10 protein-coding genes and 2 tRNA genes are annotated in these 13,450 nt (G+C 68.4%); 7 read left to right on the top strand and 5 right to left on the bottom strand.

Annotated elements, in window-relative coordinates; translation table 11 throughout:
• Window positions 1–117 precede the first annotated feature (117 nt).
• Both Apa02nite_RS12795 and Apa02nite_RS12790 read left to right on the top strand, forming a co-directional pair.
• Window positions 118–561 (top strand): C40 family peptidase, encoded by a 444-nt coding sequence (locus Apa02nite_RS12795; RefSeq protein WP_239164283.1) that lies wholly within the window; start codon window positions 118–120, stop codon window positions 559–561.
• Window positions 562–859: 298 nt separating this feature from the next.
• Window positions 860–1,390 carry a YbhB/YbcL family Raf kinase inhibitor-like protein gene (locus Apa02nite_RS12790; RefSeq protein ID WP_067690483.1) on the top strand — a complete coding sequence of 177 codons (531 nt, stop codon included), beginning with the start codon at window positions 860–862 and terminating at the stop codon, window positions 1,388–1,390.
• 134 nt (window positions 1,391–1,524) lie between these two features.
• Here Apa02nite_RS12790 and Apa02nite_RS12785 read toward each other — a convergent pair whose 3' ends face one another.
• Entirely contained in the window at window positions 1,525–2,238 is a 714-nt protein-coding gene (locus tag Apa02nite_RS12785; RefSeq protein ID WP_067690486.1) for a class I SAM-dependent methyltransferase, read from the bottom strand.
• A 395-nt stretch (window positions 2,239–2,633) separates the two neighbouring features.
• On the opposite strand from Apa02nite_RS12785, the gene Apa02nite_RS12780 reads away from it, so the two are divergent.
• On the top strand, window positions 2,634–4,505 hold the full coding sequence (locus Apa02nite_RS12780) for a DUF6311 domain-containing protein (RefSeq protein ID WP_083971313.1): 1,872 nt from the start codon (window positions 2,634–2,636) through the stop codon (window positions 4,503–4,505).
• Window positions 4,506–5,435: 930 nt separating this feature from the next.
• Here Apa02nite_RS12780 and Apa02nite_RS12775 read toward each other — a convergent pair.
• Entirely contained in the window at window positions 5,436–6,152 is a 717-nt protein-coding gene (locus Apa02nite_RS12775) for a hypothetical protein (protein WP_203825269.1), read from the bottom strand.
• Between the two features lie 317 nt (window positions 6,153–6,469).
• Between Apa02nite_RS12775 and Apa02nite_RS12770 the strand changes: the two genes are divergently transcribed.
• Window positions 6,470–8,008 (top strand): peptide deformylase, encoded by a 1,539-nt coding sequence (locus tag Apa02nite_RS12770; protein ID WP_203825227.1) that lies wholly within the window; start codon window positions 6,470–6,472, stop codon window positions 8,006–8,008.
• On the opposite strand, the gene Apa02nite_RS12765 is transcribed toward Apa02nite_RS12770, so the two are convergent.
• Complete coding sequence (locus Apa02nite_RS12765; RefSeq protein WP_203825226.1) at window positions 8,005–9,114, bottom strand: globin domain-containing protein; 1,110 nt, start codon at window positions 9,112–9,114, stop codon at window positions 8,005–8,007. The two genes, Apa02nite_RS12770 and Apa02nite_RS12765, sit on opposite strands and share 4 nt — an antisense overlap.
• Window positions 9,115–9,223: 109 nt before the next feature.
• Between Apa02nite_RS12765 and Apa02nite_RS12760 the strand changes: the two genes are divergently transcribed.
• On the top strand, window positions 9,224–10,012 hold the full coding sequence (locus Apa02nite_RS12760; RefSeq protein WP_067690493.1) for a CPBP family intramembrane glutamic endopeptidase: 789 nt from the start codon (window positions 9,224–9,226) through the stop codon (window positions 10,010–10,012).
• On the opposite strand, the gene Apa02nite_RS50990 is transcribed toward Apa02nite_RS12760, so the two are convergent.
• Window positions 9,961–10,842 (bottom strand): hypothetical protein, encoded by an 882-nt coding sequence (locus tag Apa02nite_RS50990; protein ID WP_239164282.1) that lies wholly within the window; start codon window positions 10,840–10,842, stop codon window positions 9,961–9,963. The genes Apa02nite_RS12760 and Apa02nite_RS50990 overlap by 52 nt on opposite strands.
• 496 nt (window positions 10,843–11,338) lie before the next feature.
• Here Apa02nite_RS50990 and Apa02nite_RS12745 point away from each other — a divergent pair.
• Together Apa02nite_RS12745 and Apa02nite_RS12740 are read left to right on the top strand one after the other, a co-directional pair.
• Window positions 11,339–11,429, top strand: a tRNA-Ser gene (locus Apa02nite_RS12745).
• 39 nt (window positions 11,430–11,468) lie between these two features.
• Window positions 11,469–11,541: transfer RNA gene (locus tag Apa02nite_RS12740), tRNA-Arg, on the top strand.
• A 102-nt stretch (window positions 11,542–11,643) separates the two neighbouring features.
• Here the strand turns inward: Apa02nite_RS12740 and Apa02nite_RS12735 are convergent.
• Window positions 11,644–12,978 carry a tyrosine-type recombinase/integrase gene (locus Apa02nite_RS12735; RefSeq protein ID WP_444978706.1) on the bottom strand — a complete coding sequence of 445 codons (1,335 nt, stop codon included), beginning with the start codon at window positions 12,976–12,978 and terminating at the stop codon, window positions 11,644–11,646.
• Window positions 12,979–13,450: the final 472 nt, after the last annotated feature.

The following is a 13,450-nucleotide window of genomic DNA, read 5'->3' as shown; positions in this document are numbered from 1 at the left end:
GAGCGGCAACGTTCGTCCGTTGAGCGGCAGCGGCCGTCCGCTGAGCGGCAGCGGCCAGCGACTCGGGAGGCGCACCAGCGGCCGGCCAGGGAGGCCCGGCAGCGGCCGGAGCGGGCCGTGCGTCGGGTGGTCGCCCAGCGGCGGACCACGGTGTCGCACCGGGGCATGGTGCGCAAGACCGTGCGACGCACCGTGGAACGGCCGCTGCGGGCCACTCGGGGCGGGATGAACGCGGTGATCGCGTACGCCCGGTCGCAGGTCGGCAAGCGGTACGTGCACGGCGGCGAGGGCAGCAGGGGCGGGTTCGACTGCTCGGGCCTGACCCGGCAGGCGTACGCCCGGGCCGGGATGCGGCTGCCGCACTCGTCCGGCGCGCAGGCCTCCCGGGCCCGGCGGGTCCCGCGGGGGCAGGCCCGGCCGGGTGACCTGGTGATCGGGCCGGGGCACGTGGGCATCTACATGGGCCGCGGCATGATGATCGACGCGGGGAACCGGCGGACCGGGGTGAGCTACCGGAAGGTCTATCGCGGCCTGCGGGTGGCCCGGATCCCGGGTTCCTGACCGGCCGGCCACGGACAGCAGCCGGCACCCGCCGTGTGGACGGGTGCCGGCTTGCTTGTGGCCGCTGTCGCGTGCCGATCACGGCCAGGCGCGGGGATCTCTGCCACACGCACCCGGTCGGATGTCTGACAGAAGCATCGCCCAGGATCACCCCGAGGGTGCGCACCACCTGTGCGTTTACCCTTTTCGAGTGACGGGCGTCGGCAACGTGGGTGAAAGGCGGGCGACACGTCCGGCGGTTACCGTCGGCTAAACGTGGGAAAGCCAGACGAGTTCAGACACCACGCCGGAGGACCCGATGAGTCTTGACCGAGCTCTGGCCCCCGATCCGTACGACATCCTGCCGCAGGTCCCCACCTTCACGGTGACCAGCGCGGACGTCACGGACGGGCAGCCGCTCGACGAGTTGTACGCACACACCAGCACCGGCGGGAAGAACCTCTCGCCCCAGTTGTCCTGGTCGGGGTTCCCACCGGAGACCCGCGGGTTCGTGGTCACCTGCTTCGACCCGGACGCGCCCACCGGCAGTGGCTTCTGGCACTGGGTGCTGGTCAACCTGCCGGTCTCGGTGACCGCTCTTGATCGGGGTGTCGACCCGTCGCCGGAGGGCGCGTTCTGCGTCCGCAACGACTACGGTGACCGCGCCTACGGCGGGGCCGCGCCGCCGCCCGGCGACCGGGTGCACCGGTACGTGTTCGCGGTGCACGCGATCGACGTGGACGCGCTCGAGGTCACGCCGGACGCGTCGCCGGCTGTCGTCGGTTTCAACCTGACGTTCCACACCCTGGCCCGGGCCACCCTGCGAGCGACCTTCCAGGTCCGCGCCTGACCGCTCGCCCTGGCCGGATCTTGCCGGCGGGGTCTCCCCGGCCGGTTCCCCGGCCGAAGAGGCTCGGCTGACGAGACCTTGGCAAACAGCGAGGCGACGGCCGGATGGCCGTCGCCTCGAGGTGTTCGTGCGGGTCAGCGGGGCGTGCGCGCCACCGCGAAGACCGACTGGCCGAACGGCGGCTTGACCACGCGCTCGGCTGCCTTGGTGACCGGCAGGACCAGGCTGTCATACACCTTGACCATCGGGCCCTCCTTCGGCGCCAGCTTGAAGATGCTGGTCGCGCCGTAGTAGCCGATCAGGCCCAGCGCGTTCGCGTAGTGGAGCTTCTCCATCTCCAGGCCGGCCTCGGCGAAGGCCGCACCGAGCGTCTTCTTCGTGTACCGGCGGATGTGCCCGGTCGCGATGTCGACGTTGCTCATCGCGAACATGAAGGCCGGCACGATGATGATCACGCGGCCACCCGGGCGGACCAGCTCCGACATGCTCCGCAGCGCGCCCACGTGGTCCTCGATGTGCTCGAGCACGTTGTATGAGACGGCGGCGCTGTACTCCCCGGCGGCATCCTGCGCGGGCAGCAACATCTGCCGCACCTCGATGTTCCGGTGGTCGGCCATCCGCTCCTTGAGCAGGACCAGCCGATCGGGGTCGGCCTCCGTCGCGGTGAACCGCGGGAGGTGCTCGGCCCACTCGATGGCGTAGTCACCGAGGCCGCTGCCGATCTCGATGGGGTTGTCCCCGAGGTATGGGAGAGCGAGCTCGACGAACCACCGACGGTGGTTCACGGCCGTGGCGAGGCCTTCGAGCACTTCGGACTGGATCCGCTGGTCTCCAGTGATGTCTGCCATAGGTGAGGTTCCCTCATCTTGCCGATCTGAGCTGACAGCGGGACCGGTGAAGTTAACCATCTGGAGCCGCTATCCGAAAGTTGAGCACCGGGTCACGCAGATTTTTTGGCCTGATTGAGACATAGCCCGGACGGCACTTCGATGGGTTACCCGGCTCCGACGGGCCGGACAGAGAGTGATCCATGGACACGCGGAAAACACGCGTACATATCGTCTCTATCACGCTGCGGGCGCTCACTGCGGAACTCTTCGCAACCTCGGTTAGGCTCGCCGATGCTATGACGATTACGGGTTTTGACTCGACGGGCCAGACCGCTGGTGAGAACGTTCTGCCGCCTCGCCAAGTGACCGCAGCCGAGGACCTGGACGCCGAGCTGCGCGCACTTGAGGACGGCATGACAGCGGCCGCGCCTGCCGCTGTCGCGCCTGCCGTGGAAACGACCGAAGAGCAGGCCACGGCGCCTGCACGCGGTCGTCCTCTGTGGCGCGTGCCAGCCTGGCGGGACGTTCTGGCAATAGTAAGTTTCCTTGCTGTTGCGCTCTTCGTCACAGCGCCGTTGTGGCTCAATCTTGATCATGAGTTGCGAGATGATCCACAGGATCAGGCTTTCTTCGAGTGGATGCTGGCGCACGGTGCCCGAGTGCTCACGGATGGCGTATATCCGTTCTTCTCGGATCGCATGAATTACCCCGATGGGGTGAACATGATGGCCAACACGTCAGCGTTGGCCGTTTCGCTGCCACTGACGCCCATCACTCTTCTGTTCGGCCCACATGTGGCGTTCAACGTATTCTTGACCGGCGCATTGGCATTAACCGGTTCTTCATGGTATTTGGTGCTCGCCCGATACCTGGTGTCCTCGCGGCTCGCGGCCTGGGTCGGTGCCCTGTTCTGCACGTTCGCGCCGAGCATGATCTCGCACGCGGCCGGCCACCCGAACATCGTCTCGCAGTTCCTCATCCCGCTGATCATCTGGCGGACGCTGGAATTGCGCGTGCCCGGCCGGGCGATGCGCAACGGCCTTCTTCTCGGCGGCCTGCTGATCTGGCAGGCGTTCATCAACCTCGAGATCCTTTTCATGACCGCGGTCGGACTCGGCGTTTTCTGCGCGGTGATGGCAGTGGTCCGCCGCAAGGGGCACCGGGGTGAGGTGTTCGCGTTCCTGCGCGGGCTCGGTGTGGCCGCCGCCAGTGCCCTCGCGGCCCTGGCCTACCCGCTCAGCGTGCAGTTCTTCGGCCCGCAGTCGTACGCCGGCTTGTCCGAATACGTTCGGAGCTTCGGCGCCGATCTGGGCTCCTTCACCGCGTACTCGACGCACTCGGTCGCCGGGAACTCGAGCGTGCCGCTGGTGCTGGCGCAGAACCCGTCCGAGCAGAACGCGTTCTTCGGCTGGGGCCTTGTCGTCCTCTTCTTCGGGCTGATCCTCTGGCTCCGGCGCAGCGCCGCGGTGCTGACCCTGGGCTTCCTGGCCGTGCTGTTCGCGGCGATGTCACTTGGGCCGCACATCGTGCTGAACGGCGTGGACACCGGCATCCCGGGCATCTGGGCGTTCCTGCATCACCTGCCGGTGCTGAACTCGGCCGTACCGACCCGGTGGGCGATGGCCATCGCGCCGGTCGTCGGGATCGTGCTGGCGCTCGGCTGCCAGCGGGCCGCCGACCTGATCGAGACCCAGCCGCACACCCGCGGGCCGGTCCGGGTCGCGATGGTCACCGCGGTGGCGATGGCGCTGGTGCCGCTCGTCCCGATCCAGCTGGCCAGCGTGCCGATGGAGCCGGTGCCGGCGTTCGTCACGTCCGGCGCGTGGAAGCAGTTCGTCGACGACGAGCACACCGTCGTCACGCTGCCGCTGCCGGACAGCAACTACCCGGACCCGCTGCGGTGGAGCGCGTACACCGGGCAGGACATGCGGATCGCCGGTGCTTATGCGCTGCTGCCGAACCAGAACCCGCAGGATCCCGGGGATCACACGGCGGCTTTTGCTCCGCCGTGGCGGCCGACCAGCGGGCTGATGGCGTCGATCCGGCAGGGGAACCCGACTCCCGAGGTGACCGACGCACGCCGGGAGATGACTCTGGCGGATCTGCGGTACTGGAGAGCGGGCGTGGTGGTGTTGACCCCGCAGACTCGGGACATCGAGATGCTCCGGACCATGTCCGACCTCGTGGGGTTCCGGCCGGTCTGGAACGGTGGGGTGTGGGTGTGGGATGTTCGGTCGCTGGTCGACGATCCGGATGCGGTGATCGTGGCTTCTGATCGCGGTTGAGCGGTTTTTGCTGGCTCGCGGTTGGGTGGGTTGTTTGCGCGAGGTGGGCGGTTTTTGGCGGGATGGCCCACTCCGGGCGGTCAGGCTTGATCCCTGCGTGGGCCATGCCGCCCAAAACCTTTCCTGGCTGGGGTTTTCGGCCGCGCGTTTCGGATTTTCCTGGTTGGCCGGGGGTTCTGTGTGCGGGTTCTCCTCGGGCTTTTTGAGGGTTGCTGATTTTTGGGGCTTGAGGTTTTTGGGCTCGTCTCGGTGGTTGGTGGGTGGCTTGCGGGTCACGTGGTGGAGTTAGTTCTGATTTTGACTATCGGGGCGTGGGCTGGGCTTGCGGTGGGTTGCCGACCTTTGGGTCGGCTTTTTTATTTTTTGGTACGTCCGGAGCCGGGTCCGGGGGTTGCTGGCGGGTCGTCCGTTTCGGTCCCGGGGGGTCGGTCCGTGGTTCGGTCCGGTCCTCCCCGGTTCTTCTCTGGCGGGGTCCGGGAGGGGGCGGAGGGTCTCGGATCGTCGAAAAATCCGGGGTGCCGGGGGAATGATCGATTACGGATCGCTGCGGCCGTAATTCGGTAAAACGCAATTCGGGTGGTTTTCGGCAATGCTGACGCGCTGGGGCCGCCGATGTGGTCGCGGACTCTCCACCGTGCCGTGCCGTGCCGTCCGCTTCGGCTTCCCGGCGCATGCTTCGGGGTCGGTGGGGGCGGTGGGTGTCCGCGTTGTGGGATTGCGTGCTGCTGTGGGCCCTATAGGGGCGGTGGGCGCACGCAAGCCTTGATCGCGTGCTGGTGGCGACCCCTGGAGCTGACCGAGTGCGGGCACTCACCGCCCCGCCGGCATAGGGCGCGTGCTTTTGCCGCCCCAGCGGCACCGAGTGCGGGTGCTCATCGCCGCGCTGGCATTGGGTGCGTGCGTTTGTTGCCCTGTCGGTGGTGGGTGGGGTCAGGGTTTGATGCAGCAGCCGGGGCAGATCTTCGGCTGGGGGAGGGTGAAGGCCAGGCAGCAGGTTTTGCGCTGGACGTCCAGCTGGCCGTGGGTGGTGGGGACCAGGTCGATCAGGTCGCGGATGCCCAGGGTGGAGAGCAGGAGGTCGATCGAGGTGGCGGAGGGGCCGGGGGTGGTGTCGGCGGAGCGCAGGATGCCGTAGGCGATGCCTGAGGCCAGGGAGCCGAGCAGCAGGCGCTTGCCGAGGCGGACGCGGCTGTGGAAGGCGTCCAGCAGCGGGGCCAGGTGCTCGTCGAGCAGGCTGCGGCGGAACTCGGCGAGCAGGGCGGCCTCGTCCGGGACGACGACGGCGTCCGGGTGGCCGCGCAGCGCCAGATCGTCGGTCGGCAGGACGGCGATCGGGGTGCCGGCGCGGACACCGATCGTGATCAACACGTCCGGGTTGGTGAAGCTCATCATGGTGTTACCGGCTGTGATCAGCGGGACGCGGCGGGCCGAGACCCATCCGAGGACCGCCGGCAGGGCGAGCCAGTAGGCATACGTCTTCCAGGCGAGCGCGGCGGCGGCGTGCGGCTGCGCGTTCCAGCGGCGGCCGGCCGACGCCAGCAGAGTGTCCAGCGCGGGGCCGGTGAGCAGCTCGGTGGTGGACCATCCGGGCTGGTCGGAGACGATCAAGCCGGGCGCCAGGGCGGGCACGTAGACGCCACCGAACATGGCCTGCAGCGTCGCGTTCACGGGAGCCAGCGGACGGAATCCGGCGAGTTCCAGGGTGACGGTCACACGTTCACCAGCTTCTCCACCTCACCGCGTGCGGGCAGTGCTCTCAGGCGACCGAGCGTACCTGATTAAGGGTAGCCTAACCAACTACGGCTAGGGATCTTTCGGGCGAATACCCTCTGCCATGATTACCTAACGTAGCGTGGTGGGGCTGCCGGTTTTGTCAAGGTACCTGTCGGCAACGCGCTACTAGCCCCATCCGGACACCGGGTCCCGGCGACACTGAGTGTGCCGTCGCGAAGGGGACATCCGTGATGACCACCTCGCCCGTTGACCGGGCCGCAGATCAGTTCGTGACGGCGCTTGCGCAGTGGCGCGTCGAGCGTGGGATGACCAAAAAGCAGCTCGCCGCACGCATGGGCTTCGATCCCTCCTACGTCAGTCACGTCGAGGGGCGACGCCACAAACCGACCGAGGACTTCGCCCGCCGGGCCGAGGCGGTGCTGGGTGCCGGCGGCGCGATCTGGCAGCGCTTCCAGGAGTACGACGAACTCCGCCACGCGCGGGGCTCCGGGCTGCACCGGGACCCGCCGGTGCCGCTCCAGTGGCTGCCGCCGGGCACGGGCCTGGTGGTGGAACGCGAGATCGCCGAGCTGGCCTACGTCGGCGGGGCGTATCGCTGCCGGGTGATCCGGTCGCTCTACAACGCCGGTGTCGAGCCGGTCACCCGCTACCTCGTGAAGATCGCCATCGACCGATACCCGAACGACCCGGCCGGCTCCAACCGGCATCACCGGGAGAACCCGCTGACGTTCGAGGAGATGGACGTGCACGCGCTGGCCGGCGAGGGTGGCGCGGCCGAGCCGATGCAGTGGCGGGTCAAGCTCGACCGGGACGCGGCCAAGGAGTTCTGGCTGCTCTTCGCGAACGAGCAGGGCCAGTTCCCGCTCTACCCCAACGAGCGCACCACGATCGAGTACGCGTACACGGTCGGCGAGGAGAAGTGGGGCCAGTGGTTCCAGCGGGCAGTCCGGCTGCCCACCCGCTCGCTGACCGTACGCCTGGATTTTCCGGAAATCTTCGAGCCCACCGTGTGGGGGGTCGAAGTGTCGCTGGCCGCCGAGGTCCCGGTGCGCAGCCCGCTGGAACGCCGCAACGAGGGAGGTCGTGCCATCTTCGAGTGGTCCACCGATCAGCCCCTGTTGAACGCCCGGTACCGCCTCGAGTGGCGGTACCGCGGCGCCGACGCCCCGAAATACGACGAGCTCGGCCCACCCGAACCACCGGTCCTGCCCCGCGCCTCGCACCGGATGCGCGGGATCGGCATCGTGCAGCGCGGCTCCGACCTGCTCCGGCAGCGGTCCCGGCACTTCCAGCTGCCCCGGGAGGGGCCGGCCGCCCGGGAGACGGTCACCCGGCTGCTCACCTCGCTCGCCCAGCTCGAGGACCTGCACGAGTTCACCAAGGGGGTGGGCCTGTCCGCGCCGCAGATCGGGCTGACCGTGGCGGCCGCCGTGGTCCGCCCGCCGGATCGGGAGGTCGAGCCGGTGGTGCTGCTCAACCCGCGGGTGGTCGGCGAGTCGGCGGAGTGGGACGAGCAGTACGAGGGCTGCCTGTCCTTCTTCGACTACCGCGGGCTGGTGGCCCGGCCGCTGCGGATCGAGGTGGAGCACGCTAGGTTCGACGGCGCCCGGGTGGTGACCGTCTTCGAGCGGGCGCTGGCCCGGCTGATCAGCCACGAGATCGACCACCTCGAGGGCAGGTTGTACGTGGATCGGATGAAGCCGGACGCCAAACTGGTCCCGGTCACGCAGTACGAGCAGAACGGCCGTCCCTGGGACTACCAGAACTAGTCGCTGAAACTGTCGTACTTGATCCGGATCGACGGGACCTGCAGCTCGGCGAGCTTGGTCAGGCTGGCCTTCACCATCACGCCGGAACCGCAGACGAAGAAGTCGTGCTCGTTCCACGGTCCGTACCGGGCCACCACGTCGGAGATGTTGCCCTGCTCGCCGGGGAACGTGGGATCGTCGCTGCAGGCGGTGACCACGGACAGCCAGGGGTAGCGGGCGGCCAGCCGGTTCAGGTCGGCCAGGTCGTACAGGTCCTCGCGGGTCCGCGCGCCGAAGAAGACGTGCACCCAGCGGGTCCGGTTGTACCGGGTGAGCTCCTCCAACAGGGATTTCACCGGAGCCAGGCCGGTGCCCCCGGCCACGAACACGGCGTCCCGGGTCGATCTTCGATCCAGGGTCATGGTGCCCATCGGGGCGGCCAGCTTGATCATGTCGCCCACCTGCAGCCGGCGGACCAGGGCACTGGACACCCAGCCGGCGCCGAGCGCCCGGACGTGGAACTCCAGCGTGTTGTCCCGGCGCGGAGCGTTCGCCGGGGAGTAGGTGCGCCACAGCCGAGGCTGGTACTTGGTCGCCTCGAGGCTGAGGTACTGCCCGGCGCGGTACTCCAGCGGCTGCAGCGGCAGCACGGTGAAGACCGCTATGTCGTGCGAGCGGCGCTCGTGCGCGACCACCTCGCCGTACCAGTACGGCGGATTCTGATCAGCGTCCGCGCCGGCCAGCATCTTCGCGGCGATCACCGCGTACGCGTCGGCCCAGGCCTGGTCGTACTCGACACCCCACTGCTCGCCCGCGAACGCGCGCATGGACTCGATCAACGCCCCACCCACCACCTCGTAGTGCTCCGGGATCACGTGGAACTTGCGGTGGTCCCGTCCGAGCGCGCGCAGGTAGTCGTCGAACTGTTCGGGGTCCTCCAGGGTCTGCACCGCGGTCACGATCGCGTTCAGGAGCCGGGTGCGCTGCACGTCCATGTGCACCGGGAACAGGTCGCGGAGGTCCGGGTGCGACAGGAACAGGCGGGCGTAGAAATAGCCGGCCACCTTGTCCTGATGTTCCTCGACGAGGCTCCAGCTCTCCTTGAGCAAACGTGCGAGGTCTCCCATGCATTCAGGGTGGTCAGCACAGTCAGGAACACGACGCACCAAAAGTGCGACTCATCACCGCCCCGGGCGCGTCGCTTGCCTAAATGACCGAGTTTGTGCCTCTCGTACAGTGGTCGCCGTGACCCTCGAACGACAGCAGTCCACCCGATCGGCGTACACCGCCGAGATCATCATCGTCCTGCTGCTGTCGCTCGGGCAGTCCGCGATCTTCTCGGTGGTGTCGCTGACCGCGAAACTCACCGATGGGCAACCGCTGGCCAGCCACACCGCGACGCTCAACGCGCCGCTGTCCGCCCGGCCGTATCTGGACCTGACATACCAGCTGCTGAACATCTTCTTCGACCTGGTGCCGGTCGCGCTGGCCTGGTATTTGCTGCGCCGTGACGACATCCGGCCCGGCCGGGATCTCGGGATCGACTTCCGTCGGCCGGCCCACGACGCGGGCTGGGGCGCCGCCCTCGCCGCCGGCATCGGCATCCCCGGCCTGCTGCTGGTGTACGCCGCGATTCAGCTCGGGGCGAGCGCGCAGATCGTGCCGTCCGCGCTGCAGCCGTACTGGTGGGCTGTTCCGGTGTTGATCCTGTCGGCGGTGCAGAACGCCGTACTGGAAGAGGTTTTGGTCATCGGATACCTGATGACGCGGCTGCGGCAGCTGGAACTGTCGGTGCCGCGGATCATCATCTGCTCCGCGGTGCTGCGCGGGTCCTACCACCTCTACCAGGGCTTCGGCGGTTTCGTCGGCAACGTCGTGATGGGGGTCGTGTTCGCACTGTTCTACCTGCGGACGAAGCGGGTGATGCCGCTGATCGTGGCGCACAGCCTGCTCGACATCACCGCGTTCGTCGGTTACGAACTGCTGCCCGACTCCTGGCTGGACTGGCTGAAATACCACCCGTAACGGCGCTGTGCCCGGGTCGCCACGGTCTCCGCCGCGTTGCGGCCGCCGAGGACGGCGCCGAGCAGGCTCGCTCCCGGCAGGACCCGGTCGGCCAGGCGCAGCGCGGCCCAGGCCGCTCCACTGCGGTAATTCGGCAGCAGGACCACGATTTCCGCTGCCCGGTCCGGGTCGGTGGGATCGAGACCGTACGCCGCGGCGAGGTGCAGCACCAGCTCCGCGTGCGTCAGCGCGGCCGTGGCGACAAGAGCGACCGGAGCGTACGTGCCGGCCAGCGCACTGAGCAGCGACCGACGTTCAGCCGCGCGGGTGAACTGGGCGGTGGCCAGCCGGGCCAGATCCCGCGGCGTGGCGGCCGGGTAGGCGGCCCTGGTCTGCGCGGCCCAGGCGGCGGCACGCGGGCCGAGGGTCTGCACGGCACTGTCGGCGAGAGTCTTCGGAGCGTTGCGCGGGTCGGCCAGCAGGCGGGGCCAGAGCTCCACGGCAAGCTGATCCGCGGTGCGGAGCGGGACGGCCGCGGCCCGGTTGGGCTGGGCGGGAATGGCCGGGGGCGCCGGCTCGATCACCGCGACCGGCTGTGTCGCCGTGATCGGCTCGGGGGCTGTGATCGGCTCGGGGGCCGGGATCGGCTCAGGGGCTGTGATCGGCTCTGGAGCCGGGATCGGCTCAGGGGCTGTGATCGGCTCTGGAACCGGGATCGGCTCGGTTGCCGGGATCGGTTCTGTTGTCGCGGCGGGCTCGGCTGCCGGGGTGGCCTTGCGGGGACGGCGGGCCGGGGTGGTCTTCTTGGCGGCCGGCGTGGCCTTCGCGGTGGCGGGCCTCGGTGCTTTCACTGCTCTTACGGGAGTTGCCGCCTCGGGCGTGGTGGCCTCAGGTGCTGCTGGCTCGGCGGCCGGCTCGTGGCGCGGAGGCTCGGCGGGCGCGTTGTCGGCGGGCGGTGCCGGGCGGGGCGTTGCGGGGCGGGTGGCTTTCGGCGCCCTGGTGCTGGGGCGGCGGGCCGGGCGCTCCGTCGTACCGGAAAGGGGGGTTGAAGGGTGACCTTCGGCACCTTCCTCGACCCGCGGGGGTTGAAAAGTGACCGCCGGCGGCGTCGCGCGCCGTGGCGGGGCGGCCGGCTCCTCCGACTGCGGCCCACTGAAGGGCGCGCGGGGATTGCGGGCGCGCGGCGTCTGCTTCTCCTCCATCCTGCGCAGCGTAGTCGCAAGCGCAACGTTTCACCTGTTGGCGGCCTTCGTGGCAGATCTTCGGGAGGTTTCGGGCCGACCTCTTTGTGCGACGCTGAGCGGGTCCGGTATTGTCATCGTCTGGTGGTTCGGTACGAGCCACCGGGGAGACTTCGCCTAGTCCGGTCTATGGCGCCGCACTGCTAATGCGGTTGGGGTTTTACCGCCCCTCCCGGGTTCGAATCCCGGAGTCTCCGCGCGAAAGCCGGTGTGTATGCTGGTTGAGCACTGAGTGAGCGCCCGTAGCTCAATGGATAGAGCATCTGACTACGGATCAGAAGGTTAGGGGTTCGAGTCCCTTCGGGCGCACAAGATTTAGATGGGTCTGAACTGCGGAAACGCGGGTCGGGCCCTTCTTGCTGTCCGGCCTTTGTGGAGGTTGGGTGGCGTGTGGGTGACGCATGGGTGCCGTTACTTTCCGTGGCGTAGGGGGTTGCGGCGGCCGCGTGACCTGCGGCTTCGCTTTTTGGTGGCGGGTCGTTTCTCGGAAGGTGTTCCTTTTTCGTCGCGGTTGGCGGGCTGGTTCTTGGCCGCTTTTTCCTTGATGCGTTGGCGGGTGTGCCGCGATGCGGCCAGCACCAACGCGGCGGTGGTATCCGCGCAGCGGCGCTGGGCGTCGGGTAGGACGCTGGTGTAGGTGTCGGCGGTGACCACGATGCTGGAATGCCCGAGCAGGTCCTGCAGCGTCTTCAGGTCCGCACCGGCTTCGTGGGCCAGGGAGGCGGCGCCGTGTCGCAGGTCGTGCAGCCGGACGGGTGGTAGACCGGCGCGGTTGGTGAGGATCCGGAATCGGGTGGTGGCGTAGCTGGGGTTGATCGGGTCGCCGTCTTTGCGGGTGAACACGTATCCGGAGTCGATCCAGGCTGCTGCTGCGGTGTGCCGCTTGTCGCGATGGGCGAGTTGGCGGCTGCGGTGTGCGCGCAGGATGGCGACGGTGTGTTTGTCGAGGGCGACGGCGCGTCGGCCGGCGGCGGTCTTTGGTTCGCCTTCCACGACTTGGTAGCCGGCGGTGGTGCGTTGACGTTCGACGAACAGCAGCCCGCGGTCGAGGTCGACGGCGGCCCACCGCAGGCCGCAGAGTTCGCCGCGGCGCAGGCCGCGTAGGGCGGCGAGCCACCAGAACGCGAACAGCGAGTCGTCGGCGACGCTGTCAAGGAAGCCGGCGAGTTGTGTGGCGGTCCAGACGGCGACTGCCGGGTGTTCGCCGGTGAGTTCCCAGTGTTCGACGCGGCCTTCGGTCCAGACCTGGGCGTGCGGGCGCCGGTAGCCGTGGATCTCGATGTGCCGGGCGGGGTTCGACTCGATGAGTTCCTCGCGGACGGCGAGGTTCAAAGCGGCGCGCAGGGTGGTCCGTAGGTGGTTGAGCGCTGACGCCGACTGTGGTCGGCCTTTGGCGTTGGTGGTCTGGGCGATCTCGGCGAGGACGGCGCGCAGCAGCGGCCCGTCGAGGTCGCAGAGCCGGTAGTGGCCGAGGCGGGGGATGAGCACGAGTTCGACGTCGCGGGTGTAGGCCAGCCGGGTGGTCGGCCGGATCCGGGTGCGGGTGTCGAGCCAGTGCCGCAGCCACCGTTCGACGGTCCAGCCGTCACCGCAACGCCGGGCGGTGCAGTCGGTCAGACAGTCCTCCCGCGCTTGCCGGGCAGCGCCTTGTGACACGAATCCGCCTCGGCGGATCCGTTCGGAGCGGCCGAACAGGTTCGGTGCGAAGCACTGGAAGTACCAGGAGCCGTGGCCGCGGTCGGCCAGCCGGGGACAGTTCTGCTCCAGCCGTTTGCCGTGGGTGTTGCGGCATCCGCATCGTTTGAAGGTTTTGTTCCTGCTGGCCATCACGGTCCTCCGCCGGTGAGTTCGTTGTATCGATCGTGATGGCTGCGATGCGGATGTGGGGTTCCCCCGGAGGAGGGACATCGTCGCCGTGCCGGTGTGGCCAAGCGGAGCATGGCTCGATGGCGGTGGGCGCACTACTGATGAATCGGTTGGTAGGTGGGCCTACCAGCGTGACTCGCTGATCAACTCGATGTGGATGCCGTTACTCTCGCGGATGCCGTAAATGATGTTGCGGACTCCACGCATACATGCCGGTCATATTGAGATCCGACCGGAGACGGGGAAGCCGGGCCGGATTGAGTTTCACCGCTATGAGGATGCGGGAGGGTTACGCCGTAGCGCAGGGCCCAGGGCCCCGGCAAAGTCCTAAATGAGGCCGAGAAGCGCCAGC

Origin of the sequence: Actinoplanes palleronii (assembly GCF_016862315.1) — a bacterium.
GTDB classification, from domain to species: Bacteria; Actinomycetota; Actinomycetes; order Mycobacteriales; family Micromonosporaceae; genus Actinoplanes; species Actinoplanes palleronii.
This window is presented reverse-complemented; position numbering and strand designations above follow the sequence as displayed.